Genomic DNA, 26,141 nt, shown 5'->3' with positions numbered 1-26,141 from the left:
GTACTTCAGGTATCACCTCATTATCAGTCTCTGTAAATGTGAACCCAGCCTGTCGTCGTAAAGGTTATAGAATAACGTCCACTTCAGGTCCTCCTCGTTGTAGGTTCCGCTCAGATATAGTTCAATTCCCTCTACAATTTCCCTGTGGAACTCCTCGTGAAGGTTTACCTCGTCAGTCTCAACATCATTCTTCACCAGGTTGTAAATGTATTCCACCCTCACCTTCTGCTCGCCTGGGGACACCCTATACCTGAGGAGGGAACATATGTTGGCAAAGGCTATGGTGATTGTTATGTTTATCTTCTCCCCTTCAATTTCCTTGGAGATCAGGATCTCATCTATCAGTGTCCTAGGGTATATTGTGACCTTGACCGGGTCCTCAATCATTTCGCTGCTTTGTGGGGGCAGCGGTTAATAAGTGCTGCATTGTGTACTTAAGTCAGGAGCGAGTTAAGGAAGACCCCTGTTTCCCTATCCTCCGGGAAGATGTAAACACCTTTGATTCCTCTGGTCAACATGATGTAGTACCTGTTCTTCAGGAGTTCCAATGCCCTTTTTGGATCCCTTGAGGCTAGCCGCTTGAGTGAGTGTCTTCCTCCCACGTCATCCGTGATTGGACCAGGATCTATGCTCCATCCACCCCTCCATACTAGGTCCCTCCCCCACACGACTCCCACATAGCTCGCCTCGAATCCTTGAGCCCCATACACAGAGGCACATCTGGAGAGGTCACTTCTTCGGGTCCAGTATAGGGGATAGTCCTTCTTGGGATCCATAAGCCAAGTTATCCTATCCCTACCCACCACGTTTCTCAGGTCCACGTTCCTGTAGAGAGAGAAACCCGATTGAAGCGGGAAGCCTATTCTCACGTTCTTTAGAGAGTCAGGATTCTTCTGGTCTCCCTCAGACTCCGTAAAGGCACATACCAGCGCTCTGTCCTCCCTGTTGTTTAGTTCCCTCAACATGTCCGTTATGGAATTGAATACCCTGATCTCAATCCCCAGATTTCTGGCCATTTCAGGTTTACCCCACAGGAGTTCCCTTACCCAGAAAAGGTACTCCTTGGACTGCCTGAAAAGACTGGATAATGACATTTCCGTGAAGGCTGAGGAACTCGCGTAACGCCTGAACATATCTCTGGTGCCAACCTCCTCCCCAATCAGGATCTGGTTGTCATCGTAGAAGAAAACCCTCACCTTTCCCCTGGTCATAGACGTCTTTATCACGTCCTCCGTCATTCTCTGCGCCTCGTCAAAAATAACAAGGTCGAGCTCCTCATTGAACCTTGGCTGTCCCACCCCATCCTTATACCCTGTGGAGTAAAACCTGACGGCGCCGCTAACAGGTCCCAGTACCATCCGCAGGGTATTGAGTAAACGATTATTCTTGTAGGCTAGGACAGTCCTCTTCCCCCTTCTCAGACCCTCGATCAGGAGGGTAATGGCCACAAGCGTCTTACCTGATCCGCTCTCTCCCCTCACCAGATAAGTTCTGTCCCTGTTGTTATCCAGATCTTCCATAACCTGATGAACCAGCAAAGCCTGCTCCTCCGTGAGTCCGTACCCCCTAGATAGGAGAGCCCTTGAGGCGTTCTGCAGGATACTGCTGCCCTGGCTCTCCAGAAGGCTAACAAGGGCGTCGGTGATGTGAAACTTCCCCCTGAGAACTCTATCGAGCGCCTCTTGATTGACGGGGCCCAGAGAGTTCACAGCATCCCTTAACTCCCTAGGTTCTGTGATTACATCACACTCTAACTCCACGTCCCTGACGTTATACATGACAACCGTTCCCTCAAATCTGACGTTGGAGGAGTGGAAATAATTTAATTTATTCACATAATTTTCAACTTGATAGCACGGGTTAAGATGTATCCCACCGTCAGCCTTTACTAGGTAATCGTTAAGGACCCTGACGTTTTTCCACCCCTTCATTTCCACTACTAGGCCTCTTTGATCGTCCACAAAAACGAAATCCGCCCTCTCGCCACCCAGGATAGGCATTTCCACTATGACCGGAGTCTTGATCCCGCTGTTTCTGAGGAACTCCAGGCTGCTTCTCCAAGCGTTTACCTGCTCCAGCCCCGGCCTCTCCGTGAATGTGGACAGGTACGCGTTCTCCAACATGTCTACCGTGATACTGTCGGGCCTTTCAACGAGGGGAAGAGTCATCAACCTAACTAAAACTTCAAGTTGTTAAAAGGGTTCCCGGTTAGTGTCGATTTCGGGGTATATTGTATACTCTCTGTGATAGATGTTATGTCCGAAGTAACGGAGGTTTTGACTTGGAGGCTTCATTGACGGAATCTATTTTGCAAGTGAGACTAGTAATGAACCCTTTATCGTGAAAACCGGATCCCCAACAATGTCCCTGGCACCCTCCATCAAGTAGATATGTGTAGGCACATACCTTGTCCTCAGCGTGGTTCTATCCTCGAGCACGTACTCTGTGAAGGGCTCCTGAACAACTTTGACCATTCCCAGTATATCTAGCTGACTTGATGGCTTCTGCTCCTCTGTGTACCTTCTCTCACCCTGATTCCTGAAACCCACATTGATGTTGAAACGAACCAAAATCCTGTCCTCTAGCTCTTTGCCCTGGTCCTCCCTTTCATAGATGTTGGTCACAACGGCATAAACCACTAACTTTCCTTTGATTCCCTTATCCTGCAGATCGATATCATATATATTAGGTTCCAGCTTTTTAATTTCGTAGTCAAATTCTCTCTTAATATTTATCAAAAAGATACACCTCGTCTATCTGTTAAGTTGTTTGGGTAGTGAAATTTCAGACGATAACTGGCTCTTGCTGGTGTCACCTTCGGCAGAGAAATATTCGTTGCTCTGGGATAGAAGGGATTCGGGTTTGAGTCGTGTAACTGGCGTCTTGTTGGTTATGATGTTACCATGAACTATCACCTGAAGTTCAGAGATGTCTACGTTGTTCTCAAGGAGTGCTCCGAGTAATCTAATGTAAGTCACCCTTTTAGATTTAGCAAGGTAAAGCAGACTCCTCTCTACACCCACAATGTCGAAAAGAGCCTCTAGGAATTTTCTTCTGCTCTCCCTAGATATAGTTTCAACCTTACCATGGGTCCAGTTGTATATGGATTTCCTGCTTATTCCGCTCCTCTCCTCAAGTTCCTTGGCTGACGTCTCGTTCTCTATATATCCCAGGATGTTAACAATATCCGCCTCGCTGATTACACCGGAGAACAGATTGAGGTAAATGTTTCTCCTCGGGTCATATGACATGTGTAATAGATTACACATGACACTTATATGGTTTTCCGTTAGTGACGTTAAAAGATACGGGTGGGTAATATGTTACTCATGTAATAATAACTAAAATATATTTTCTCTAGTTTCATATTAACTCTTGGAAACTAGGCCTGGTATCTGAAGGCATTAAATAATCGCTTCTCCACTGCCCACTGAGGAGGTGTATCGGGATTTTGGAGATCCATATTTATTACGTTGTTTCAATCGAGGAAGGCTGAATAACTATACATATTCACTCAAAATCTATCCAGTAGCTTTTGATTAATTTCTATACACTGATTCTGGATAAAATTTGGGCATATCGAATAAAAATGGAACAAGAGACTAATCTCATTCATTCAGGCTCACCTTTTCTCACTCAGCTTTGGTTCATTTCCTTCTTAACACCAGCACCACCACCGCAAGCACTCCGGCCGCGGGAAACAAGTACACGACGTAGCCGTAACCCACGTTCACGGACATGCCATACGTGGAGGGGACCCCCAGGGAGTCCCTGACCACAAGGGTGAGGTTATACTCTCCAGGCGAGAGGGTAAGGTTAAGTTCACTCCCGTTACCCGCATCCCTTCCATTCAGCAACCAGGTGTATGAGTATGGAGGAGTCCCTCCAATCACATGGGATGAGGCAACCAGTGCCCCGCCCAGGAACAGGGATGTCTGCTGTAGCGTGAAGTTAACCTGAGGTCTCGGATGAACCACAAGAGTCACGCTCCTGCTCAGGGTGAACCCCGCTCCGTCCCTCAGGTTAACGGTTACAGTGTAGTTTCCCGGGGGATCGTTGAAGAGTATCCCGGGAGAGGAGGAGCCTGTGGACCATTCTAGCTGGTAGGGTGGAGTTCCCCCGGAATACCTGGCCTGTAGGGAAATGGGAACGCCCTGATCCGTGATCGTGGAATTGTAAACCAGGGTCAGGGACGGGTCCGGGTTCACCTGGAACGTCACATTTCTGGTTACTGAGACCCCAAGGGAGTCCACCACTGTGACTCTGAGGGTGTAGTTCCCGGGCGGAGGGGAAAGGGGTATGGAGAGACTACCGTTCACAAGGCTGGTAAAGGTTTGACCCATCACGCTGTACACCACTCTGTAGGGTGGGGTTCCTCCCGACACGGTCACGTTCACCGGATTAACCTGCCCGGCATCCAGGACAGGTAAGGAGGAGAGGTTCACCTGGGGGTCCGGGTTCACGGTCACGGTCAGGTACCTAGTTACGGTGTAGTTCAGGCTGTCCCTCAGGATCACCGTGATCAGGTAAATTCCAGGCCTGGTGAAGGTTACGTGATTTCCCACAGGTGTTCCGTTGAGGTATACCACAACGTGGTAGGGTGGAGTTCCCCCTGACGCCGAGTAGGTGATGTTGCCTCCCTGGCCAACATCCAAGATCGTGGGGAAGGATAACGTAAGGCTGGGATCCGGGTTCACCTTCACCATCACCCTGTTTGAGGAGGATGACACTCCCAGCGAATCGGTCACAGTTGCGAAGATCACGTAGGTTCCAGGTTGCAGGGTCAGGGTTACCGCGTTCCCGCTAACCTGGTGGGGTGTTCCGTTCACGTAGAGGGTTACGGTGTAGGGTGGAGTTCCCCCCGAGTATTGAAGGTTAACCGTCAGGGGTTGACCGTAATCCAAGAGGGTGGGGGCATTTATGGTCACCACGGGTCCGCTTCCCACCGAGAACTGGGTTGATCCTGTTACGGACTGACCCAGCCCATCCACGACCACCACGCTGAGGTTGTATGGCCCTGCGCTCAGAACTCCCAGATCCAGCTGGATGGATAGGCTTGAGGTACCGCTCACCTCCTTCACCAGGACGTGATCCAGGTAGAACCTGTAGATGTAAGGTCCCACTCCGTTCAGCACCTGGACGCTCACGTTCACAAGTACTGGGGAACCCTCCTCTGCCCTCACCACATGGAAGGAGAAGTGGCCCGCGAGGCCCTGAACCGGGTAGAGCGGTTCGAAGAAATTCTCCTGTCCCACCGTGACCACGGGCTCCCCATTCACGAGGGAGGTCTTCAGGTTGTCCGCAGCCTCTGCAGTGTCAGCTCCGTACCCGTAAAGTTCCCTGGGGGTGACTGGGGATCCGTTCACAAGGTAGGACATGGAGAGACTTGCGTTCATGGAGTTGAAGTAGGTTATCTCCCCGCCTCCTCCTCCCCCGAACACGAGCTCGGCGTCATATCTACTTCCGCTCCCGGTGGTGTTAAATCCATCCACGAGGAGGTAGGCGCTCCTCACTCCACTCTGATGAATGGTGACGTTATCGTACCAGTTCATGGTTCCGTTATAGAACCCGAACATGACCAGGACCCCCTGGGACACGGGATTCACCTTCACGTAAAGCTCCCCTGAGAAAGGTATGGTATAGCTGAAGTTGGAGGTTCCATAGGCGTAATAATACTCTGTGTAATATCCCCTGCCAAAGGAGTAAACGTGCCCCTGTCCAGACACCGTAGAGTTGGAGAGGACTGACGGGTAGCTGGTGAGGTTCCATACGTTATCCACGAGAAGTACCGTGTGGTTGTTTGTAAGGAAGATGGGAACGTTCTGGAGCCAGTACTGGTAACTTCCCCTCAAGGTGTTGACCTGAAGCACTAGGTTGAACTGAAGGGAGGCTGAGTAGGGAGATATTCCCTGGGGAGGAGTGGCGTTGTAGGCTGAGATTGAGTATATGGTGAACTTACCAATGGCCTCGTTGAACTTCACCACGTAGCCCCTCAACCCGGTTGAGGTATTATCAACGCCGTAGTCAGCTATCCCAATGGGTGCCGGTGGGGAGGAATGAACGGTGAAGGGGACAAGGGGGATCCCTCTGTAGGTGAGGAAAATGTTGTCAATTAGGGAGTTGTTGTTCTCCACCACCACGTAATACTGACCTCCCTGAAGTGGGCCCACGTTGAAGGATATATTCACCCCATATGCCGAGAAGATGGACGCGGAGGAGCCCGTGGATGAATACTCCTGATACTCGGTGGAATTCAGGACAAGGAGGGTGACGGGATTGGAGGAGGTGAGTTGTCCCGTCATGTTCTGTCCAGAGTAAATGGTGCACGAGAAGGTCTGGTAGTATCCTGGAAGAAGGTAAAAGGAGGAGGAGGGATCACCGTGAAGGTGACGGGGCACCTGAACCGGAAGGGCGGAATGGACGTGAACCTGGGGATAGAGGGTGACAAGGGAGAGAAGGACAAGGGTAAGCATCACATAACGCATGGGAATTTTGATCTCCGGACTGCTTTAAACTTGTTCCAAATTCCCCGTGATCCAGACACATGGATAGGTGATTAATTTTGTTTTTGGATTCTTACCTGAACAAGCTCCCTGCCAGGACTGGGATAAACGCGCATGAATATTGACTCATATCAAGATTTTCACACGTGATGACATCATATGGTTCAACAGGGCTCGGGTGGCGGGAAAACCTTAACACTTACCGCAAATTGCCTGCCCGTTCTTGAACTGGTGAGCTCACTTCACCACCAGAACCGGCTTCTTGGTCCTCTCCGCAACTGAGGAACTCACACTTCCCAGAAAAACCTTCTTCAGTCCCCTGTGACCCCTGGTTCCAAGAACTATGAGATCCGCGTCCTCCTCCTCTGCGAACTTGGAGATAACCTGATCGGGAGGACCTCTCGCCACCTTAAACTCCACCTCAATCCCGTGCTCACGTGAGATCCTCCTTACCTCCTCAGTGTGGGACATGACCCTCTCCTTGATCTTAACGTGATCCTCCCTGTAATATCCCTCCAGCACAAAGTGATCTGAGTCTATTGCCTCCACAGCTATCACCTTGGCTGAATGAAGCTTGGCCAGCTGAATGGCGTGAATCAATGCCCTCCTGGCGTGCTCCGATCCATCATATCCCACTAATAGTTTTCTGTACAAGTGAGGCCACTGCTATATCTTACTAATGGAACAATTTAAACTTTTCTATTAGTTTCATTTATTGCGAGTCTTGATTAACTTAAAAATGATCAAATTATGAGGGGAGAAGACTGGGGTAGAATGAAAACTATCAAGTTAAGGCATAACAGCGATCAAGTATCAAGGAGGTAAATTAAAAGAGTAACCAGTTCACTGGGGGAAGGTGATCCTTGCCCCTAACTCTCATGTACGCAAGGGAGAGAGGACGTGCCCTCGTTTGAGGGGAAGGGGTACCGAAGCTTCAACCCCTGCACTTTCTCACGATCCGTGAAAAATTGATGGTCTCCCTACGGTCATATACAGGAGTGCGTTAGTGTCACAACGGGCCCCTACGTCAAGAGTGGGATCCCTCCCTGAACGCCCTCCTCATTATCTTCCCTGAGCCTGTCTTTGGAATCTCATTCACTATCCTGATCTCTCTGGGTACCTTATAGGGGGCCAGCCTGGTCCTGCAGAACTCCTTCAACTCGTCAAGGTTCAGGGTCGCCCCTTTTCTGGGCTTGACGAAGGCTACCACTTTCTCCCCTCGGTACTCATCGGGTAAACCCACAACAACCGCCTCATCAACCCCAGGATGAAGGTGCAGAACCTCCTCGACCTCCCTTGGCATCACCTTGAAACCGGAGGTCACTATCACGTCCTTCTTCCTGTCTATAACGTAAACCCATCCATCCCTTATCTCCCCAACATCTCCTGTGGGAAGCCAGCCGTCCCTGAACTCCTCCTGTTTCCAGTATCCCCTCACGACCTGAGGTCCCCTCACCAGAAGCTCACCGTCCTCCAGCCTGATCTCCGTGTTGTAAACGGGTACGCCTGAGCTCACCACCCCCATTTCGTTTACGGGCAGGTTACCCTCGTAGGGATAGGGCCAAAGCGTTGCAGGTGAAGTTGTCTCGGTGAGCCCCCAGGCCATGTAAATCCAGGACCCGGTCACCTTCCTCCATTCCTCCTCTAAGGCTCTGGGCATGGGCATCCCTCCCGAGGACCACAGTCTCATGGAAGAGAGGTCCTCTCCCGAATAGGAGTTCAGCATGGCCCTGTATGCCGTGGCCACGCTCATGGTAACAGTTGTCCTCTCCCTCTCCACTGTCTGAAGGGCTCTCCTGGGATCGAACCTGTACGACGTATGTATTTCAGCCCCCGCCATGATGGGTGTGGTCACATGAAAGACCTGTCCAGTTACATGAAAGAAGGGAGCGATCCCGAGTACCCTGTCCCCGGAGGTGAACCTGAACCAGGTTGTGTAAATGAGGGAGGAGGCAAAGAGGTTACGGTGGGTTATGGGCACCCCCTTGGGTTTACCAGTTGTGCCGGATGTGTACATGAGAACGGCAACGTCATCTGGGGACACCAAGACCTTGTCAGCCCTACCCCCCATGACCAGCTCCTCCTCACAATAGGGAACATCCCATCCCTCCACCTCATGGAAGGTATGGGGATTTGTCCTTACCACTGGAACCTTGGTTGTGATGTGGGATTCGCAGGAAGCGATCATGAGCCTTGCACCGGAGTCCTGAACCAGGTAGGCAAGTTCGCTCTCCGTGTAACCTGGATTCACCGGCAGGACCACTCCACCCCTTCTCCACACCGCGTATTCAGCTATCAGGAACTGCGGAATATTCTGAGTGGAGAGAATAACGACGTCCCCCTTGCCTACCCCCAGGTCTGCCAGTAGGGAGGATGTTCCCTCAACTAGCTCCCTTAGTCTGGGGTAAGAGATGCTGGTACCGAAATAGGTAACTGAGAGGTCACCAGTAGACCTCTCAAGGATTTCGGGTTGGGTGAGAGGGCTAAATAACTCCCTAAGTGAAGGCCCTGCAATCATTATGGAGAGTGAACACGCCGGCTTAAAAGTCCTGCTAGGTTTCGGTGGATGCCTAACGCCTCTGCCCCTATCATCGAATTTTCTCCAGGATAAAGCAATCCTCCGGGGGGAGATCACGGGAGTCCGGTTCAACTAGTCTAGGATTAAAATAGGGTTTAACAATAGTTTAAGTTCTTTTCCGTGAACTGAAATATATGAACAGGAAATATCTATTTCAAGGAAACGTAATTAGCCTGATAGCTTCACTCGTAATTCTCTACGGACTGGCCCTACTTGAGATTCACGGCATCTCGTATGCGCTCTCTGAACCCTTTCTCGTCATAATGACAGGGGTGTGGATAATGGCCATACCATCTTACATGAGCTACAGAATGAGTAAACTGGAGAAACCGTGGATCATGGACTATATGGCCGTTAGCGCAATAGTGATAACATTCGTGGGACTGGTTCTGGCATTTGAACATCTATTTCTGGGAGTGGAGATAATCCTGGCAGGTTACACCCTGGAGCCAATTGCAGGGATATCCATTTATCTTACTGCGAATAAAATATCGAGACTTTATTCATCGCTCTTCTTCTGGGGTGCTGTGATCTTCACAGCCGGTCTTCCACTTTTCCTCTTTAACGCGGGCATGGTGTCCATAGTAGGGGACATGATCAAGATGGCGGGTATTGTCATGTTGCTGGCCAAGTCCGGGGTAAGTAGCGGAATAGGATGAAAGAAGGTTCTAGGGAGAGTAACGTGGTACGCTGAAATTAAACGCGTTATCCTCATGCCTCCCATGTCCTCTTTACCTTGATCACAGTTGAGCTACCTCACAATTGTTTGAAAAGGTAAAACTCTTGACCTGGAGTACCGTGGGTAAAACCCTTGAATTCACGGTATGATCTACATCTGCCTGGAGAATTCTATTACCTTTCATGTATCAATCCCGTGAGAGGTGCAGTAATCCAGGGAATCTCCAGGAAATGTTTAGAGCGAGGATTCCTAATTATCCCTTCCTGGAGTAAAGGCTTTGACGTGTCCACGTGTTGGTACATTATACTATACCAAGTCCATGTAGAGTTGGTATAGTATGGTAGACCATTTTACTGAGACCTCCACAGACACCCCGTGAACGTTGAGGATGAAGCAGATTCTTGTGGATCAGCGGGAGATGGACCTTAATGAGACCACGTTGGAGGTATGGGCAAACCAAATTAGTGAGGCACATATGCTCTTTTCCCCGTCCAGATACGGTCAGAAACTGAGGCAGTGGCTTACCTGTGAGCCACCCCGCTCCGAAGGGCGAGACTTTCCGAATCTTTGTGACAACAAGGTTTACGTGGTCGATCCAAGCTTGAGAACGACTTTTAACCTGACTTTTACGACGAACTGAACTCAAGGCTCATCCAGGTTACGCGCGCCGACGACTCCATCAAGGAGAGAGAAACAAGGGGTTAAATCATGGCTACGAATTGACTAGGGCGAGAGAATTGTTGTTAGCCGGGATTAGAGGGAGGTTAGAAGGATGGACAACAGATAGATAGGGATTTCCGCCATACGAGTTTTTATTGGAAGAGTTCAGAACTTCGTGAAACAATGAACCGTGAGGACAGATTGGGGAGACGAACCCCGAGGTTCAATAGCGACGACTGAGGGGTACAAAGGTGGAGAGGATGATCTCCCCTCTCGAGATCAACCAAGATTACAGGAGCGAACAGCCCCACACTTAAAAAGATTTCTCTTCATAAAAAAAAGATTACACCTTTGTCCCTTCCAGCTCTCCCGAAACCTCGTCCACGCTCACTCCCTTGCCTGTCTCATATCCCTTCACAAACCAGAGAACAGCAGCCACCGTACCCACTGCCCATACCAGACCGTTAAACAGGGTGTACTGGAAGATGCTGAAGTTGCTGGTCAGGTAGATGGTGGGAATGTACGCTCCAATTGATATGAACCTTGCTATTGCCGTCAGGGTACCCCTCCTGAGCGTGGGCCATATTTCGCTCTTCAACGCGTCCTCCGTGAGGTAGGAGATCCCCACGAATATGTTCAGCAACACCAGAAGGGAGTAAAACAGGGAGAGGTTGACGCTCCACGCGGGAATGGTACCCATGATGAGGAAAGTGAACCCTGTGGCGCCGACAAAGGAAATTAGAAGCAGGAGTTTCCTGCTCAGCGAGTCCGCGAAAGCTCCGATCACGAATCCCACAGCCATTTCAGCCAGGTTTGTGACCAGTATTATGAGGGCAGTCTGACTGGGAAAGTAATATGGGCCTAGTACATAAGTCATCAGCCCATAGCCTATGGTGTTCGCAGCCGCCACCACTATGGCCACGAAAAGCTTAAACCAAGTGGGCAACTTCTTTACCTTGATCTTGGGTCTCAGCTCCTCCTGGGAAATTATTTTCACATCTCCGAAGTACTTCTTCATCTCCTTTTCAGCGTCCTCCAGTCTGCCCTGCTTCTCCAGCCACCTTATGGACTCGGGTATTTTCAGCCTCGCGTAGATCAGGACCATGAGCACAATGAGGACCGTGACGCCTATCATGAGTCTCTGGAAGAACACGGTCTGATTCTGAACCAGGTAACCCACCAGGCCCAGGACGAAACCTCCCACATTGATGAAGTTTAGCTCAAGGAAGAAGGCCTTACTCCTGTGCTTCCTGGGCATTATCTCGTGAGTTGCAATCATTATTGTGTTCATTTCTCCCCCGGCGGCGAAGAGCATGAGCGCCAGGAATAGGAGGATAAGGTAGTAGGTTCCGCTGAAAACCAGGCCAACCGCACCCACACCGTAAAGCGTCATGGTGATGTAGAACATGGTTTTCCTTCCCAGCTTGTCAGAGAGGGGTCCGGTCACTATTATCCCTATTATGAGCCAGAGGGGAGCCCACGCCAGGAGTGTACTGGTGAGGAACTTGGGAACGGAGACCCAGCCGGTTGCAATGGAGGCCATGCCAAAAATGTAGGCCTCAAGGAAAAATCCCGCCGAGAAGGCTATGAACGCGAAGGTATGCACCCTGGACCAAGAGAACTTGTCCAGGTTCTTACTGAAGGGATTTGGATCCATCAAGGTATATGAATTGAGTAGATTTTAAAGGTTAACCGTGTGACTGTCTAAAAAGTTTAGATGATATCGTATTACCATTAAAATGTTACTAGGAATCTGGGTGAGCTTGGTCATCCTCCCTCCCTGATGAGCCTGTAGAGCATCTGAACCCTCCTTGCTGGATGAGGGTGAGTGGACAGGATGTCCGTGAAAACGCTGACCTTCCTGTTCAGCCACTCCCTCACCACGAAGAGGGGCTCCTGTTGCTCAACCCTGACCGGGGCTGCCGTTACAATGATCCCTGTGAATGGATCCAGTCTGATCTTTTGCATGTAAAGCTCTATCTTTGCCAGGGCAGTGGCCAGGGCACCTGACCCCTCTCCCAGCACCTGGTAGGAGTTGTAATCTGCATATGACTCTCTCAACCTGTTGAACCAGAGGACGAAAATCTGAAGCGTGAGAGTGGCCACCAGGAGGATGAAACCCAGGGCTAAGGCGAGGAGGGCGAAAAGGAACTCAAACTCGTCCCCGGCGAAGAGAATCGCCAGAAAGCCCACATTCATGAGGAGAGTGCTGACGTAACCAAGGGCGGTGGGAATGAGTCCAAGGGTCATTCCGATCTCCACGTCCCTATGCCTGAGGTGACCTATCTCGTGAGCTATCACCGCTCTCAGTTCGTTCATATCCAGTATTTGAAGAAGGGGAAGGGTAATACCGACCCTCCTTCCTGAAACGCTATTGCCGTAGGCGAAGGCGTTGGGATAGGGAGCATCAACCAGGAAAACCCTAGGCGGAGAAACCCTTGACGCCAATGCAATCTCTCGAACCATCTGTACTATCCACCCGTACTCGGGATCGTTGATGAAGACTTCAATCCCTCCTCTCCCCACAAGGTACGGTGAGATGAGCCATTGAAAGAGCCAGAAAACGAAGAGGAGTGGGAAAATCAGCAGAAGAGGTATCCTGAGGGCCGACGAGATTACCAGAAGAATCAGTCCCTCTGAGAGCACTGTGAGGATCAGGGCCACTGTCATGCTGACGAGGAGCCTTTCCCTAACGTTCATGGTTCTAGATTGGGTGATGGAGTTAAAAGTTTAGGAGAGCGAGGAGTGCAGGAGGGCGTGGACGTTTTATCCTCCAAAAACAGTGCTGAGCAACCCGCTCAGGATCGCCAGCAGTCCCAGGGTGAACACCAGGATAAGGACCTTCCCGGATCTGGCAAACTTGAGCAGAGCATCTATTAGCACCAGACTTATGCCTGTGGCCACTATCATAGATACAGCCAGTCCTGTTACATTTATGAGATGAACGGCCTGAACTACCTCAGCTTTACTGAAAAGTACCGTGACACCTATTGCCCCTAGGGCTGCAGGTATCAGGGAGATGAAGGAGAGCCTGAAGGCCTCCTCAGGTTTCACGCCCAGCAATATCATGGCCGATGTGGTCATTCCCGATCTGCTGACCCCAGGGAGCGCCGCCAGACCCTGGGCGAGGCCTATGATCACCATGTCTCTCCATCCGAGCTCCTCCAGTCCTCTCCTGGGAACGTATCTCCTTCTGGTCAAGTATATTACCACCCCGTCCAGGATGAGGATTATTCCCAGAATGGTCATGGGTATTCCCACCACCGCTGACGTAACCAGGTCTATCACAAAGAGGTAAAGGGGAACTCCCACCATACCCGTAATCACAGTTATGATGATCACGAACTTCAATAACTTGAGATCCAGAGCGGTACCCCTGCCCACCATTGCCTTGAATAGTCGAACTATCTCCCTCCTGAAGTAGATGACTGCAGCGAAGATGGTCCCTATCTCCATGAAGAGTCCGAATGAATAGGCCAGAGAGAAGGGCAAACCGAGGAGGAAGGTTGACGCTATCAACACCTGTGTCTTACTGCTGATGGGTAGCCACTCGCTTATCCCTTGAACCAGTCCAAGAACTATTCCCACAAGTATGTAGTTCATGTTAGAGCTAGATGGGTTTGGGAAATTAGGATTTACACATATAGAAAAAGTGTGGAATATAGGTCTAATTAGATCTATGTAGTCTACAGTTTCTATATAGGTCTCATTTTCTCCTCTCCAGATAGAGGCCTATACCTATTATTACCAGAAGCACCGGGATCATGAGGAGGAGAGAAGGAAATCCCTGACTTGAGTTTTGGCCTGAAGCTGTACTTCCCTGAACCACGTTTCCCTGCGTGAAGTACTCTGGGAGGGAGTAGTTGCCCATACTCATGACGTGATACAGCTGGTTGTACTCTGTGTAGTTGTTGTTTATGGTGGCAACGTATCCGTAATGTATGGGATACTGCAATGGTACGGGATAGGTCCAGTTCTCGGGAGTCAGGACCAGAGGAGCCCTTGGAGAGGTGAAGTTGAGTCCATACAGGATGGCATTGGGGCCGAACTCCTTCACTATGGGGTTAAGGTAGGGGAGGTGCCAGTTGTAATCGATGAAGGCGAGGATGGAGTAACCTGAGGCAGTGTAATTATCCACGAATCCTTCCTTGGCGTAGGGAGATATCATGAGCAGTGGAATCCTCTGTCCCAGGGTGAAGTAACCCGGTAACAACTTGGAAAGGGTGGGAGCGTTCGCCAGTCCGAACCCATACACTATGGGTGGTGGGACAGGGTCGTAGTATCCGCCTCCTTCGTCGAAGGTGATGAAGATCACCGTGGAGTTCCACTCAGGACTTGTCATTACTGCATTTATCACGTTATCAAGGGCTATCATGGCAAGCGTAGTGTTGAAGGGAGGATGCATATCGTAACCCGGCACATGATCGTCGTAACCCATGGGACCCGTGAACATCACGTAGGAGACGGAGGGTAGGGTTCCGTTCTTTGCCTGAGCTAGGAAGTCAGTTAGATCGTGATAGTGTGAATTCCACTGGTTTGCTCCCTTCAGCAGGCTCACGGGGAGAGGTGCGGTGTTGTTGTAACCCAGGTAGAGGTCTGGAGACAACAGCTGGAAATCCCTTGAGTAGCCGTACTCGTACCAGCCCCAGCTAATGTTGTTTTCCGTGAGCTGATACAGTATTGAGTCGTTGAGGGGTATCAATCCGAACTGCGGTGCGTCGCTCTCCACCTGGGTTGGGAAGCCAGTGATGTACGCAATCCTGTTTGGAACAGTCACGGATAGGGTGGGGGAGAAGTAATTGTCAAACAAAACGTATTCCTCTGCGTAATCCCACAGGAGAGGGACCTGTTCATACGAGATGTAGGCGAGGGATTGGGGACCTGAACCGTTCACGAAACCGTTCATCTTACCCCAGTTCCAGTCCTCGTGGTAGTTGGAGTATCCCTCAACAGGATCCTTCAGGACTGTGGAGTTGGCGTAGTAGGGATGAAGGTAATCCTTCCCCGACGGAACTGATATCCACGTCACGTTCCCGTGGCTCTGCATGAGTAGGGTAAGAAGAGAGAGGTTGTAGATGTAGTTCACCGGTCTCATCAACGACATGGTTATGTTGTTCTCTATCACTGGGTAACCAAAGGGATACGTACCGAATATGCTGTCAAAGGCATGGTTTTCCAGCTCTATGAAGATGACGTGCTTTATTGGGGTGGCAGTGGAGGAGGCCTCGCCCGCATGGGCTGTGGGTAAAAAGGAGGCCACGAACAGGATTACCAAAACTGTGGAAATCAATTTCCAGGTGTTCATATCAAAAGGGTTTCTATCCTGAAAATAACCATTACTTACATAAAAATAGTAAAATATATAGTGATTGTAGAGCTATATAGGTTCATGGCTCTCTCACGAATTCTGGTCTTCCCTTTCCCTGCACGGCCCTCACCCTGTCCCCTATCTTCACCTTATCCCTGACGTTGGCGTAGAGTCTGAACCCCTCATCCATCTCCACTATTGCGTAAATTCCGCCCTGGAATTCTGTATACGAGAAAATTCTTCCATTCCCTGAGCTCGTCCTCCTCTCCAGCCTGTTGCCGTGACATCTGGGGCATCTGTCCCTTGGGTAGAAGAAATTGTGCCCGCACTCCTCGCAGTGGAGGTACTCTATTCTACCTTCATTGAAGGTCATTTCACTCACCCAGTACCAGTGTGGTGGAGTGGGCCCTGTTCCATCCACCGATCCCGTTAAGGAGAACGGTGTCCACACCCTTCACCTGCCTCGGGCCTCCCATTCCGTTTAACTGGATTAGCCCCTCCTCCAGGATAACCCCACCGCTCATATACGCTGGTTGACCCACGTTAAGTGAACCACCTCCAGTGTTTATGGGGATCTCCCCCTTGTAGGTGAAGTCCACCTCCTGGGCAAACTTACCTCCCTTCCCCTTCTCTGCGAGCCCTATGTCCTCTATCTGCAGGAGGACAGTGATGGTGAAGGAGTCGTAGAGCTGGAAGCAATCCACCTTCTCCAGTAAACTCCTCGCACCCCTGGCGCTTTCAACTGCGGGCGTTGAGACTATGTCCGGTAACTCGGGTGGCATCTCAGGCCAGTGTGCCTCGCCAAAGTACTTTATGGAGAGTGGCCTCATGTTGGACTTACCTCCGCTCTTCCCCACAACGAAAACGTGAAAGCCATCAACTGGGTACACAATCTCCAGAAGTCTAAGGGGAGTGCTTATCATCCTGGAGGAGAGCACGTCCTCCACCTTGAGTGGATCCCTGTACATGGCCCTGGGGTTACCCTGAGCGTTGAACCTCTGCTTCACTGCAATGCTGGCCCTCTGCTCGTCGGTGGTGCCGAAGAGGTGGGAATGTCTGGTTGCCACGAGGGCGTAGTCCGTTACAGGGTTCATGTCGTCGTAGACCCTGAAGACCTCATCAAAGGGGGTCAGCCTGATACCTGAGAATGCCCTATCCACGGAATCTGCGGTGACCCTCTTCTCCCTCACCGGGGAAGCCTTTCCCCCAACCAGGAGGATGACGTTATCGGCATCTCCACTTGCCACCGCCTTCTCCGCCCTGTACAGCATGGCCAGAGCGGAAGCCCCTCCAAAATCCACGTAATCCAGAAACCTAGGCCTTATTCCAAGATACTGGGCAAGCTGACTTGTGTAGAAATGGAGGGCCACGTTTCCGTCGAAGGTACCAGGGAGGAAGGTCGCAATTATACCATCAATCTTATCCCTGGTGAGCTGGGCCATCTCCAGGGCCTGATCCACGGCGGAAGACATCAACTGAAAGGTGGTGCCTGGGTAGGTTTTCTGAACAACGCTACCGAAACCCAGTATCATGATACCACCTAGAAGGTTAGACCCCCGGTCACACCTATTACCTCTCCTGTGATGTATGACGCCTCATCTGATGCCAGGAAGGCCACCAGGTTAGCCACATCCACGGGATCACCTATTCTCCTTATGGCCAGCCTCTCCATGAACTTCTCCCTGATCTTGTCAGGCACACTCCTGGTCATGGGAGTGTCTATGAAACCGGGGGCTATGGCGTTCACAGTGATGTTGTATCTCCCCAGCTCCTTGGCCAGGGTCTTGGTGAATCCTATGAGGCCGGCCTTTGCTGACGCGTAGTTGGCCTGCCCCACGTTACCTGTCCAGCTAAGGGAGGACATGTTAACTATTCGCCCGTGCTGTTTTGATATCATGGATTCCACAACCTGTTTGGTCATGTTGAAAGCACCGTAGAGGTGAACCCTGATCACCAGGTCCCAGTCCTCCCTTGACATCTTCACGAAGAGCGAGTCCCTGATTATCCCGGCGTTGTTAACCAGGACATCCACGTGGTCGGTGCGGAAGTGGGAGAGCGAAGCCTCCACGAACTGGGCACAGGAGTCCCAACTGGTGACGTCCAGGGGAAGACCTACAACTGGAAGGCCTAGCTTCTTCAGGTTCTCTGCACTCTCCTCGTAGTTCTTGAGATCGCCTATGGCAACGTTGAATCCCCTCTCCGCCAGTTTCTGGGATATGGCGTAGCCTATGCCACTTGCGCCCCCGGTCACCAGGGCTAAACTGTTAACGTGTTGAACCCCCATAGCATAGACCGGGAAGAGTGGGTAAAAAGCGTTATTAGGGTCTCAATCACACGCGATTTCTACAGCCAGTTGGTCTCATCATGTTTTATTGAAGGTTTCCCTAAGCACTTGTGGAGGATAAGGAGGCACGCAATCTAATCAAGGAGTTAGATTGACGCGTGCGTCAAAATGTCGAGAGGAACTTCCCCCAAGTCCTCTTTTCATGATAATTTACTCGAGATGTGAAAGGGGTGTCGCCAACATCCCTTACACTATAATGATGGAACAGTCAGCGAGTTAGAGTAAGATAGTGGCACAGGTTGGCGACATTGTAAAAATAGACCTTAATCACAACAGGCCCTTCAAACCGGATCACTTCCCTGGGTAACCCTAAAACACAAAGCAACTATCCCTGTAATTTGAGGGGGATTTATATGTTATAATCAAATGTAATCCAATGCAACTGACTATCAAGGAACTGGGACCCATAAGGAACTCAGATCTGAAGCTAGGAGATCTCTCCGTGATATTTGGAAGGTCAAATACGGGAAAATCGTACATTCTCAAGGCTCTATACTCGTGGCTGTGCTTCCTTGACGAGGCAAACTCCTTCGAACTGGCTACGCTAATGACAGGTGACCTTGAAATCCCATCCCTTGTTGAAGGGGGTCAATTCTCGCGCCCCATAGATTTTAGGCGCGGAGTGGAGATGTTATTGGAGAGGTACTCCAGGCGCTTCACGTCATTGAACCATACCAAGCTAACTATTGAGGGGAAGGATGTGAATGGTCTCCTTGATTTAATCGAGAGACAAAGCGAAATGCTGAGACTGGAAAAGCGAATTTACCCTTCGTATGGTCCCATATGCCCGGGAGCCAGTTACACGATTGAGATCGGGTTCGTCAACGGTAGTATTGACGTCTCAGTGACCAAATCTGGTACGGTAATGGACAGTGAGTTTTGCATGAGTGCCCTAGCAAATAAGATCAGGGCAAGCATAATCTCCTATTTACGTTCAGTTGTGATCCCACGAATGATGAAGCCGATAGGGGATAGCGTGAAAGTTCCTTCGGTAAGGCTTCTCAATCACGGTAGATTCCTGGCACTCTTTCATAAGGTGAGCCTTATCGATCCGTACTTCAGGAGTGCCTTCTACTGGATTGAAAGGGGTAAGGAGATGATCAGAAATGGAGCTGATGACGAGGAGGTAAGGAAAGTGTTTAACCTGAACATGAAGCTAGAGAGTGGTGAGCTACTCCTTGATGGCCTTACGGTTACCCTCTCCTCCTCCAGCCTCCTTGAGATGGCGGCTCTGAGGCTGAGCCTTTCAGATGGTAGAGGTGGACTTGTGTTGATAGAGGAGCCAGAGATCCAGCTAGACGTGATGTCTCAGGTTAAGATGGCTCTCATCCTCTACTCTCTAGCTAGAAAATTCAGGATAGTTATTACCACTCATAGCGAAATTATTATTCTAACCCTCGCTATGCTGAGCTACTACCTTCCGTGCCTGGGAGATGAAGCTCTCACGGAATTTAAGAATGTATTTGGTAATACCGTAGAGTTCGTTAAACCTGTTAACGTCTCTTTCTATCACGTCATGGAGGGAACCTTAATGGAGCGCTCTGCTGGGGATATTCTCAATAACACCGAGATATTCTCTGAGGTGAACAAGAAGCTACTGGACCTCGGTTTAAACCTGTACGAGAAGTGGGAGGCTAGATGCCAACAGAGATCATGATAAGGGAAGGAGATTGCAGTATACGTTTAGATTGTTCCGTTTTTCTCTCCTTTGAAAACGATAGCGTTATCAGGGCACCTATTCCACATCCTGAGGGAATTTGCGTTAGACAGAATGAAATAGTATACATCGAATTGAAGGCAATGGGAAATCTAAAGGGTCAAGCCATGGATAGCATCGTTAAAAAGATAGGAAACCTTTTCATACATAAATCCCAAAGGAATTTGGATATATTAGACGAGAAATACAGGAAAGTGGGCGATTTCATTGCCGAGTTGATAACACAGCGTGATTTCAGAATAGGAGTTTACATAGTAATCCCATCTCAGACGAGAGCCCTACTCTTTAGGGAAAAAGACCAGATCAGAAAAATGAAGAGTTTAGCTAAGGGGAAAATCGACCTCTTATGCATTCTAGTTTGTGGGACTACAGTGACAGGAGGAAATGAACATGGAAAGGAAGACTGTTACACGCCCTGACACAGTCTCATCACTCCCTTGGTCTTTGGATCAATTTTCAGTATTCTCCTTACGTCATCCCTGTTCCTCGGGAAAATTCCCTTAGATATGAGGTAATAATATGCCAATCCCGCATTGGCTATCCCCTCAGTGCACTGCTCTATAAACCTCTCCCTAGCCTTTTCCCTTATTCTGTCTAAGGATATCTTCACGCTTAAGTTCTTTAGAACGAAGTCTCCATTGAAATAAACATTGGCGTAAAAGGGTTCCTCCTTGACCAGCTCCACGAACTCATCTGTGGTGAGTACGTGAAGGTCTACTCCCTTCACAGGAACCAAGAAAGTGGATATGGCCTCCTCCGCCTCAGCGTAAGTGTCGGCTACCACAATAACATCCATGTCTCTCTCTAGCGTTCCGAAGAATCCCAGAAGTCTAATCACGAGAGAATTTCTTCAGCAAAGCAATTAAATGAAGCGGTACTGGCGATCACGTGAGCTAATAGCGCGAAGCTGGGCTGAGTATTTTCTATCTCCCATACCCTGCCCGTGATCCCAGAAACTTCTTTTAGTTCATGCATGAAAGAAGACACATGAGGCATTTCATCATAGATTGCGACACGGCTGAGGATGATATCTTCAGCTTTTTCCTCCTCCTTCACAGGGGAGCTCAAGTTCACGGAATAACAGTTGTGGAGGGAAATGTTTCCTTCCAGGTTGAAGTTAGGAACGCTCTATGGGCGTCTGAATTCGCAAGGAGATACTTCCACGTGAATGTCCCCGTGTATCCAGGGATGGAGAGACCTCTTGTGAAGAGTTTCAGAACTGTGGAGAACGTCCACGGGACCGGGGGAATAGGTGATTCAGCACTGGAGGCATCTAGCGCTCCAGAGAAGAAACATGCGGTTGACTTCATCCTCGAGATGGCTGATAGATACCCGGGGGAGCTGGAGTTTCTCGCAATATCTCCTCTCACCAACCTGGCCATGGCATACTTGAAGGACAGAACCCTCCCTGAGAAGTTGAAGAAGGTGTGGGTGATGGGAGGAACCATAAACGGTCACGGCAACATAACCCCCGCCGCAGAATACAACATCTGGGTGGATCCTGACGCTGCGAAGCTCGTGTTCAATGCGGGATTTGATCTAACCATGGTTTCCTGGGACCTGATAACGCAGTACACGGTTAACGAGGAGTGGGAGGAGATTAAGAGAATGAACACGGAAATGAGTCAGCTGTACGTGAGGTTCTACACGCATTACAGAAACTTTGCCATGACGAGGCAGAGGATGAAGGGGAATCCCCATCCCGACCTGATCACCACGGCGGTGGCCCTTGACCCTGGGGTTGCGACCCACGTGGAGAGGCAGTTCGTGGACGTGGAGAATTGCGATTGCCTCACCAGGGGAGCAACAGTGATAGACTACCTGGGAGTACTGGGTAAGGAACCCAATGTGAACGTGGTTTACCAGCTAGACAGATCCAAGTTCATGAACATGCTCTTCCAACTGCTGAAAGGTAATTAACCGGGTTGCGTGACCTTCCCAGCCTTTTCCTCTCTCACTATCTCACAGGACAGGATTGACTTGCTGTGTCTGCTCACGTGATCTATGGCCTCGTTTATTATTCTCCTCACGGCCTCACCATTGAGGGAGTAGACCGAGTATTTCCCCCTCTTCTCCACGTTCACCACCCCACAGTTCCTGAGGCAGGACAGGTGGTGGGATATCAATGACTGGGATTTCCCCAGGGCAGAGGATATCTCCTGAACTGTGGCCTCATGATCCCTCAGGTACAGGGCAATCTCCAGTCTCGTCCCGTCAGATAGCGCTGAGAAGAAGGACTCCAGCTCAAGTATCAGCGGTCTGTTATCCATGAATTAGTATCTCTTTTTACGCTTAAAAACATACCCTTTACCTACAGGTCTTGCATCCATTGTAAGTTGAACTTTACCTCAACCTTGGACAATTCTATCAAGTATTAATTAAGTAAAAACTCTCATTAATTACAGAAGGAATAAATTTTTAGATGTAGACTCTATCTAAAAAAATGTCGAGAATATTGTAAAATGTATAACGAAGTTCCGCTAAATAACTTGAGTGATCTTACTCATTTGTTGCTAACGAGCCAGGTTGAACAAACTGGTATATTGCCACGATGATATATACCTCATATTGACCATTTCCGTAAAGAGGGTACATTGAAATGCACACTGGTTGAAAGTATTGCGTCCTAACCTGCGGTAGTGGTACGCCTAGATTAATTCCATTTGCGGTTATTTGAGAAGTAAATGGAGCCATCACAATATAGCCCTGTGATTGTAACCCTTCGATAAACATGTTGGCTATCACCGATTGATACGCCCTATGAGTCAATGCTAGAGGGAATGAGTTCCCCACTATCCTAATGAGCTGGTTTGCCAGAGCCGGGTTTGAGGAGAATTGGTTAGCTAGCTGGAGTTCGGTACTATTTATGAGACTTAATGTTTATGTATTGATCAATTGGATATCCCGCTATCACGGTCATAGCTCCCATTGCCTTTCCAATGTCTCCCATACTTGTGGTATACCCCAAGAATTGCCCCGAGGTTTGGTGGATATCCCAAAAAGGCCTGTCGTTGCCCATAGATCGTAACAGCGTCATATGCCACTACATAGATTGGGATTGTGTAGTTTGGATTGCCAAATATATCAGTACAGCAGTGTTGTCTTTTCGGGATCAATCTCGCCATGCCAGAGAATTTTAATACAAGAAGTTAGAAAGTTATTCAATGATTAATGAGATTGGAGAAACCACTGAAATCTTTTTCGGATTGTTATATGGAACTCTTGCTGTGGAATTACTGTTCGCATATGTACTACCTAAGGTTAGGAAAGGAGGCAAAACTGGGAGGAGGGAACGTAAATCCAGAGAATTTAAATCCTTTGTAACCCTAATACTTTCTCTATATGCAATTTTCTTTATGGATACCTTCTTCATGTATTTTTCCTATTACTCTGGATTTGGCGAACTACCATTTCCCCTGACATACTTAGGGGTGGTGTTGACATTAGGGGGTATAGGGTTTAGGCTGTGGGCAATTTTGACTATGGGAAAATTCTTTTCTCCAGTTGTGACCGTGCTGGAGGATCACAGGGTGGTGGATTCAGGTCCATATGTACATGTAAGGCATCCAGCTTACAGTGGATCCATAATAATGCTGATCGGAATAGCAACTACCTCAAGATCGATCTTCTCATTGGTTCTTTCACTTATTGTATCTCTTCTTGTTTATAATCACAGGGCGAAGTTGGAGGAAAGACTCTTGGTTCAGGAGTTGGGAGATGAGTATATCTCATACATGCATCGCGTTACCAAAAGGTTCTTTCCAAGAATAATATAGGGATAGATAACCCTTCACCATTAATCTACTCTATGTCGCTTGTTCCCAAACAGTTAAGGTCCGAGAACACAACACTATTAGATCACTTGAAGCAAAAACTCAATTAAACTCTTGAGTTTAAATTAATAACTTAGATTTCTACTTAATACATTTATGAGAAAAAATTTAATCTCCGTCTCCACTTCCACTTATGGTTCAGGACAGGAGAATACCACCATTCGTGCTGGATAATCCCATAAGGAGGGCCTTCTCTCCTCCCACCAGAATCGTAAGCAGGTTCAGGGATTCGGTGAAACCCGGGATGGTGGTCCTTGATGTGGGCTCTGGGCCAGGGTTCTTCCTCCCTCTCCTGTCCAGACTTGTGGGTGAGAAGGGTAAGGTCTGGGCAGTTGATCCTGACCCTAGAGCAATTGAAAAAGTGAAGAGGAAGGGGCTTAGCAACGTTGAGGCCAGAGTGGGATCTGCCAGTTCCCTTTCCTTTCTGGAGGACGGGAGTGTGGACTTCGTGTTTTCAAACCTGGTCATATGCTGCCTTGTGGATCATAAGGGAGCAATCTCAGAAATGAGAAGGGTCATGAAGCCAGGTGCCAGGGCCTACGTGAGTTCCAGGAAGGGAAGAGGGAGGGATCCAAGGGCCGTCACGGAGGAAGAATGGAGGGAGATCCTCTCCACATTCAAGGTGATAGAGAGCGGTTCATCTTTCATGGAATGGTGGGCCCTGGTGGAAAAATGAGATGGGTTCATGGAGGGGCAAAGTGGGAGAAGTGCGGTCCGTGTTACGCGGATTTCCTTCGCGGTGTTCAGCACCAGAACTCCCTGAATTGCTGGAAGGTGGGGATCCCAATCTCTTCCCTTAAGGTGGACCTGAAGGAGGTGCTGATCATTCTGAACGAGCTGGGAGTTCCCTGGAAGTACTCCCACTTCGGGCTTCCCCTGAGGCTCGCCAGCAGGGGGATCATAATCCTTTACTTCTCCTCTAGGCGGGAAATGGAGTCGGTGTTGAGGGAACTCTCCCCCCTTGTTGGGAGGCCCTCTATCCTGGAGAGAAAGTTCTTCGATGCCTTCGTTAACGTGGATTGGATCCAGGGGATGAACTACAGGAGGGGTTGTCCCCAGTATGACAGGTTCGGGGACTGGAGGAGATGGCCCAACTCAACTGGTTAGCATGGGAGATTCCCTTATCCTAGTTGCGAGTATTACCACGCAAATCACAGAGGCCATGGAAATGAGGAACGAGTACTGGAAGGCCTGGATCGAGGGAATGAAGGTGAAGAGAGGAATGCTACCAAGGAAACCGGAGAACAGGGGAAACTTATACGTGTCCTGAAGCGATCCGCTTATGATGGGTCCCAACGTGTTTCCCATCAATCTCATGGAGGTGTTTGTGCCCGTGATCGAGGACATCTTCTCCCTTGAGGATGATGCCAGAAGGAGGGTGATCCTGGTGACGTTCATCCCAGAAATGAAGAATAGCACCAGGACCAGAACACCCATGAGTTCCGGTACGCCCACCTTACCCACAACCCATGCAAGTAAGCCCAGAGCTCCGGTTGAGGCCACGGATGAGGATAGGATTACCCTCTTGTAACCTATCCTGTTCACGAGGCTCCCAAAGAGCGGTCCGCCAATCAGGAGGATAAGGGATATGGGAGCCATTGTCTCTCCAGTCTGAAGAATATTGTAACCATAACCCACAGGCCTGGGTAGCTCGAAAATGAACACGAGGGATTGAAATGTCAGAAAAAGCCCGAATCCCGTTATGAACGAGGAAAGAAGGGGAACTGCAATGTTGGGATTCTTGAGATCTTCAGGGTTGATGAGTGGGTTGCTGACCCTCCTCTCGCGGAGACCAAAGTACACCAGGATAAATCCACCGAGAGCTAGGAGGGAGAGGAACCCGGGAGAGGTCCAGCCCCAGCTGGGGGCCTCTGTGAACCCAACCCCTATCAAGAGAAACCCTAGGGAGAGCAGACCAACTCCCACAAGATCAATCCTCTCCCCCGTTCTGACGGTGGAGCTGGGAAGAAGGAGGTAAACCAGTATCACGCTCGCGATGAGGAATGGAATGGAAGTTATATACGCGAATTGCCATGAGTAATACTCAGATATGAAGCTACCTATGGGTAGAGCTACTGCTGCCCCAACCGCGAACGTGGACGCTATTACTCCCTGAGCTACAGGCAGTTCCTTATTGCTCAGTCTCTCCCTAAGAAGGGTATACGCCAGGGGATTTATGCTCAGCCCTATCCCCTGTACCGACCTTGATGCTATGAGTATTGCGAAATTAGGTGAGAGTGAGGTTAGGGCTACCGAGATCACGTAGATTGAAAGAATGGACATTAGTACCCTCTTCCTTCCCCAGGAGTCAGCCAGCCTGCCTATGAAGGGGGCGAGTCCCATTCCAGCCAGAGTCTCCGAGGAGAGTATCCAGGAGCCCTCCGAAGAAGTGACATTGAACTGGGTCTCTATCTTGGGCAATGAGGGCAGGACCACCATCTCCACGTACATGGTCATTATTGAGATGAAGGCGAGAATGGGCACATACTTCCAGAACTCGCTCCTCATAGTAGATATAT

Annotated in this window: 25 protein-coding genes; 7 read left to right on the top strand and 18 right to left on the bottom strand. The window is 49.6% G+C overall.

Annotation, left to right across the window (positions count from 1 at the left end; all coding sequences use genetic code 11):
- Positions 1 to 12: 12 nt before the first annotated feature.
- The 7 genes from L3N51_RS08210 to L3N51_RS08180 form a co-directional block, all read right to left on the bottom strand.
- The gene (locus L3N51_RS08210; RefSeq protein WP_238026641.1) at positions 13 to 387 is read right to left on the bottom strand and encodes a hypothetical protein; all 375 of its coding nucleotides are present in this window, start codon (positions 385 to 387) and stop codon (positions 13 to 15) included.
- Positions 388 to 434: 47 nt separating this feature from the next.
- Entirely contained in the window at positions 435 to 2,168 is a 1,734-nt protein-coding gene (locus L3N51_RS08205) for a DNA/RNA helicase domain-containing protein (RefSeq protein ID WP_238026640.1), read from the bottom strand.
- A gap of 135 nt (positions 2,169 to 2,303) precedes the next feature.
- A complete protein-coding gene (locus L3N51_RS08200; protein WP_238026638.1) occupies positions 2,304 to 2,738 on the bottom strand; it encodes a hypothetical protein in 435 nt (144 codons plus the stop codon).
- 15 nt (positions 2,739 to 2,753) lie between these two features.
- Complete coding sequence (locus L3N51_RS08195) at positions 2,754 to 3,251, bottom strand: hypothetical protein (protein ID WP_238026636.1); 498 nt, start codon at positions 3,249 to 3,251, stop codon at positions 2,754 to 2,756.
- A 396-nt stretch (positions 3,252 to 3,647) separates the two neighbouring features.
- Positions 3,648 to 6,485: a thermopsin family protease gene (locus L3N51_RS08190; protein WP_238026634.1), complete on the bottom strand. Its 2,838-nt coding sequence runs from the start codon at positions 6,483 to 6,485 to the stop codon at positions 3,648 to 3,650.
- A 255-nt stretch (positions 6,486 to 6,740) separates the two neighbouring features.
- On the bottom strand, positions 6,741 to 7,157 hold the full coding sequence (locus L3N51_RS08185) for a universal stress protein (RefSeq protein ID WP_238026633.1): 417 nt from the start codon (positions 7,155 to 7,157) through the stop codon (positions 6,741 to 6,743).
- A gap of 373 nt (positions 7,158 to 7,530) precedes the next feature.
- Positions 7,531 to 9,021: a class I adenylate-forming enzyme family protein gene (locus L3N51_RS08180; protein ID WP_238026631.1), complete on the bottom strand. Its 1,491-nt coding sequence runs from the start codon at positions 9,019 to 9,021 to the stop codon at positions 7,531 to 7,533.
- Between the two features lie 194 nt (positions 9,022 to 9,215).
- Between L3N51_RS08180 and L3N51_RS08175 the strand changes: the two genes are divergently transcribed.
- Positions 9,216 to 9,740 (top strand): hypothetical protein, encoded by a 525-nt coding sequence (locus L3N51_RS08175; RefSeq protein ID WP_238026630.1) that lies wholly within the window; start codon positions 9,216 to 9,218, stop codon positions 9,738 to 9,740.
- A 1,023-nt stretch (positions 9,741 to 10,763) separates the two neighbouring features.
- Here L3N51_RS08175 and L3N51_RS08170 read toward each other — a convergent pair.
- The 7 genes from L3N51_RS08170 to L3N51_RS08140 all read right to left on the bottom strand — a co-directional run bounded on the left by L3N51_RS08170 (position 10,764) and on the right by L3N51_RS08140 (position 18,012).
- Complete coding sequence (locus L3N51_RS08170) at positions 10,764 to 12,077, bottom strand: MFS transporter (protein WP_238026629.1); 1,314 nt, start codon at positions 12,075 to 12,077, stop codon at positions 10,764 to 10,766.
- 110 nt (positions 12,078 to 12,187) lie between these two features.
- The gene (locus L3N51_RS08165) at positions 12,188 to 13,120 is read right to left on the bottom strand and encodes a zinc metalloprotease HtpX (RefSeq protein ID WP_238026628.1); all 933 of its coding nucleotides are present in this window, start codon (positions 13,118 to 13,120) and stop codon (positions 12,188 to 12,190) included.
- A gap of 66 nt (positions 13,121 to 13,186) precedes the next feature.
- Positions 13,187 to 14,023 carry an undecaprenyl-diphosphate phosphatase gene (locus L3N51_RS08160; RefSeq protein ID WP_238026627.1) on the bottom strand — a complete coding sequence of 279 codons (837 nt, stop codon included), beginning with the start codon at positions 14,021 to 14,023 and terminating at the stop codon, positions 13,187 to 13,189.
- 103 nt (positions 14,024 to 14,126) lie between these two features.
- Positions 14,127 to 15,725, bottom strand: coding sequence for an alkaline phosphatase family protein (locus tag L3N51_RS08155; RefSeq protein ID WP_238026626.1), 1,599 nt, complete (start codon positions 15,723 to 15,725; stop codon positions 14,127 to 14,129).
- Positions 15,726 to 15,807: 82 nt separating this feature from the next.
- Positions 15,808 to 16,101: a Zn-ribbon domain-containing OB-fold protein gene (locus L3N51_RS08150; RefSeq protein ID WP_238026625.1), complete on the bottom strand. Its 294-nt coding sequence runs from the start codon at positions 16,099 to 16,101 to the stop codon at positions 15,808 to 15,810.
- A 1-nt stretch (position 16,102) separates the two neighbouring features.
- Positions 16,103 to 17,260, bottom strand: coding sequence for a thiolase family protein (locus tag L3N51_RS08145; protein WP_238026624.1), 1,158 nt, complete (start codon positions 17,258 to 17,260; stop codon positions 16,103 to 16,105).
- Between the two features lie 8 nt (positions 17,261 to 17,268).
- Entirely contained in the window at positions 17,269 to 18,012 is a 744-nt protein-coding gene (locus L3N51_RS08140) for a beta-ketoacyl-ACP reductase (RefSeq protein ID WP_238026623.1), read from the bottom strand.
- A gap of 436 nt (positions 18,013 to 18,448) precedes the next feature.
- Here L3N51_RS08140 and L3N51_RS08135 point away from each other — a divergent pair, with 436 nt between their 5' ends.
- Together L3N51_RS08135 and L3N51_RS08130 are read left to right on the top strand one after the other, a co-directional pair.
- Positions 18,449 to 19,729 carry an ATP-binding protein gene (locus L3N51_RS08135; RefSeq protein WP_238026622.1) on the top strand — a complete coding sequence of 427 codons (1,281 nt, stop codon included), beginning with the start codon at positions 18,449 to 18,451 and terminating at the stop codon, positions 19,727 to 19,729.
- Complete coding sequence (locus tag L3N51_RS08130; protein WP_238026620.1) at positions 19,711 to 20,208, top strand: hypothetical protein; 498 nt, start codon at positions 19,711 to 19,713, stop codon at positions 20,206 to 20,208. The genes L3N51_RS08135 and L3N51_RS08130 overlap by 19 nt, the downstream gene beginning before the upstream one ends.
- Here L3N51_RS08130 and L3N51_RS08125 read toward each other — a convergent pair.
- The gene (locus L3N51_RS08125; RefSeq protein ID WP_238026619.1) at positions 20,196 to 20,627 is read right to left on the bottom strand and encodes a hypothetical protein; all 432 of its coding nucleotides are present in this window, start codon (positions 20,625 to 20,627) and stop codon (positions 20,196 to 20,198) included. The genes L3N51_RS08130 and L3N51_RS08125 overlap by 13 nt on opposite strands.
- 149 nt (positions 20,628 to 20,776) lie before the next feature.
- Here L3N51_RS08125 and L3N51_RS08120 point away from each other — a divergent pair, with 149 nt between their 5' ends.
- Positions 20,777 to 21,709 carry a nucleoside hydrolase gene (locus L3N51_RS08120; protein ID WP_238026618.1) on the top strand — a complete coding sequence of 311 codons (933 nt, stop codon included), beginning with the start codon at positions 20,777 to 20,779 and terminating at the stop codon, positions 21,707 to 21,709.
- Here the strand turns inward: L3N51_RS08120 and L3N51_RS08115 are convergent.
- Positions 21,706 to 22,059 carry an ArsR/SmtB family transcription factor gene (locus L3N51_RS08115; protein WP_238026617.1) on the bottom strand — a complete coding sequence of 118 codons (354 nt, stop codon included), beginning with the start codon at positions 22,057 to 22,059 and terminating at the stop codon, positions 21,706 to 21,708. The genes L3N51_RS08120 and L3N51_RS08115 overlap by 4 nt on opposite strands.
- Positions 22,060 to 22,946: 887 nt before the next feature.
- Positions 22,947 to 23,162 (bottom strand): hypothetical protein, encoded by a 216-nt coding sequence (locus L3N51_RS08110; protein WP_238026616.1) that lies wholly within the window; start codon positions 23,160 to 23,162, stop codon positions 22,947 to 22,949.
- Between L3N51_RS08110 and L3N51_RS08105 the strand changes: the two genes are divergently transcribed.
- The 3 genes from L3N51_RS08105 to L3N51_RS08095 all read left to right on the top strand — a co-directional run bounded on the left by L3N51_RS08105 (position 23,146) and on the right by L3N51_RS08095 (position 24,729).
- Positions 23,146 to 23,565 carry a methyltransferase family protein gene (locus L3N51_RS08105; protein WP_238026615.1) on the top strand — a complete coding sequence of 140 codons (420 nt, stop codon included), beginning with the start codon at positions 23,146 to 23,148 and terminating at the stop codon, positions 23,563 to 23,565. The genes L3N51_RS08110 and L3N51_RS08105 overlap by 17 nt on opposite strands.
- 190 nt (positions 23,566 to 23,755) lie before the next feature.
- Positions 23,756 to 24,298, top strand: a complete 543-nt coding sequence (locus L3N51_RS08100; protein WP_238026614.1) for a class I SAM-dependent methyltransferase — start codon at positions 23,756 to 23,758, stop codon at positions 24,296 to 24,298.
- Positions 24,295 to 24,729, top strand: coding sequence for a hypothetical protein (locus tag L3N51_RS08095; RefSeq protein ID WP_238026613.1), 435 nt, complete (start codon positions 24,295 to 24,297; stop codon positions 24,727 to 24,729). Before L3N51_RS08100 ends, L3N51_RS08095 begins: the two co-directional genes overlap by 4 nt.
- Here the strand turns inward: L3N51_RS08095 and L3N51_RS08090 are convergent.
- The gene (locus L3N51_RS08090; protein ID WP_238026612.1) at positions 24,718 to 26,130 is read right to left on the bottom strand and encodes an MFS transporter; all 1,413 of its coding nucleotides are present in this window, start codon (positions 26,128 to 26,130) and stop codon (positions 24,718 to 24,720) included. The two genes, L3N51_RS08095 and L3N51_RS08090, sit on opposite strands and share 12 nt — an antisense overlap.
- Positions 26,131 to 26,141 lie beyond the last annotated feature (11 nt).

Origin of the sequence: Metallosphaera javensis (ex Hofmann et al. 2022), assembly GCF_022064045.1 — an archaeon.
Taxonomy (GTDB): domain Archaea; phylum Thermoproteota; class Thermoprotei_A; order Sulfolobales; family Sulfolobaceae; genus Metallosphaera; species Metallosphaera javensis.
This window is presented reverse-complemented; position numbering and strand designations above follow the sequence as displayed.

Excerpts from the sequence above, each read along its gene's own strand:
- L3N51_RS08150 (WP_238026625.1), bottom strand. The coding sequence starts at position 16,101 with ATGACCTTCAATGAAGGTAGAATAGAGTACCTCCACTGCGAGGAGTGC.
- L3N51_RS08120 (WP_238026618.1), top strand. The coding sequence starts at position 20,777 with ATGAGGCATTTCATCATAGATTGCGACACGGCTGAGGATGATATCTTC.
- L3N51_RS08175 (WP_238026630.1), top strand. The coding sequence starts at position 9,216 with ATGAACAGGAAATATCTATTTCAAGGAAACGTAATTAGCCTGATAGCT.
- L3N51_RS08110 (WP_238026616.1), bottom strand. The coding sequence starts at position 23,162 with ATGAAGAAGGTATCCATAAAGAAAATTGCATATAGAGAAAGTATTAGG.
- L3N51_RS08135 (WP_238026622.1), top strand. The coding sequence starts at position 18,449 with ATGCAACTGACTATCAAGGAACTGGGACCCATAAGGAACTCAGATCTG.
- L3N51_RS08140 (WP_238026623.1), bottom strand. The coding sequence starts at position 18,012 with ATGGGGGTTCAACACGTTAACAGTTTAGCCCTGGTGACCGGGGGCGCA.
- L3N51_RS08115 (WP_238026617.1), bottom strand. The coding sequence starts at position 22,059 with ATGGATAACAGACCGCTGATACTTGAGCTGGAGTCCTTCTTCTCAGCG.
- L3N51_RS08100 (WP_238026614.1), top strand. The coding sequence starts at position 23,756 with ATGGTTCAGGACAGGAGAATACCACCATTCGTGCTGGATAATCCCATA.
- L3N51_RS08210 (WP_238026641.1), bottom strand. The coding sequence starts at position 387 with ATGATTGAGGACCCGGTCAAGGTCACAATATACCCTAGGACACTGATA.
- L3N51_RS08145 (WP_238026624.1), bottom strand. The coding sequence starts at position 17,260 with ATGATACTGGGTTTCGGTAGCGTTGTTCAGAAAACCTACCCAGGCACC.
- L3N51_RS08190 (WP_238026634.1), bottom strand. The coding sequence starts at position 6,485 with ATGCGTTATGTGATGCTTACCCTTGTCCTTCTCTCCCTTGTCACCCTC.
- L3N51_RS08165 (WP_238026628.1), bottom strand. The coding sequence starts at position 13,120 with ATGAACGTTAGGGAAAGGCTCCTCGTCAGCATGACAGTGGCCCTGATC.
- L3N51_RS08105 (WP_238026615.1), top strand. The coding sequence starts at position 23,146 with ATGGATACCTTCTTCATGTATTTTTCCTATTACTCTGGATTTGGCGAA.
- L3N51_RS08160 (WP_238026627.1), bottom strand. The coding sequence starts at position 14,023 with ATGAACTACATACTTGTGGGAATAGTTCTTGGACTGGTTCAAGGGATA.
- L3N51_RS08170 (WP_238026629.1), bottom strand. The coding sequence starts at position 12,077 with ATGGATCCAAATCCCTTCAGTAAGAACCTGGACAAGTTCTCTTGGTCC.
- L3N51_RS08180 (WP_238026631.1), bottom strand. The coding sequence starts at position 9,021 with ATGATTGCAGGGCCTTCACTTAGGGAGTTATTTAGCCCTCTCACCCAA.
- L3N51_RS08195 (WP_238026636.1), bottom strand. The coding sequence starts at position 3,251 with ATGTCATATGACCCGAGGAGAAACATTTACCTCAATCTGTTCTCCGGT.
- L3N51_RS08130 (WP_238026620.1), top strand. The coding sequence starts at position 19,711 with ATGCCAACAGAGATCATGATAAGGGAAGGAGATTGCAGTATACGTTTA.
- L3N51_RS08205 (WP_238026640.1), bottom strand. The coding sequence starts at position 2,168 with ATGACTCTTCCCCTCGTTGAAAGGCCCGACAGTATCACGGTAGACATG.
- L3N51_RS08090 (WP_238026612.1), bottom strand. The coding sequence starts at position 26,130 with ATGAGGAGCGAGTTCTGGAAGTATGTGCCCATTCTCGCCTTCATCTCA.
- L3N51_RS08155 (WP_238026626.1), bottom strand. The coding sequence starts at position 15,725 with ATGAACACCTGGAAATTGATTTCCACAGTTTTGGTAATCCTGTTCGTG.
- L3N51_RS08095 (WP_238026613.1), top strand. The coding sequence starts at position 24,295 with ATGAGATGGGTTCATGGAGGGGCAAAGTGGGAGAAGTGCGGTCCGTGT.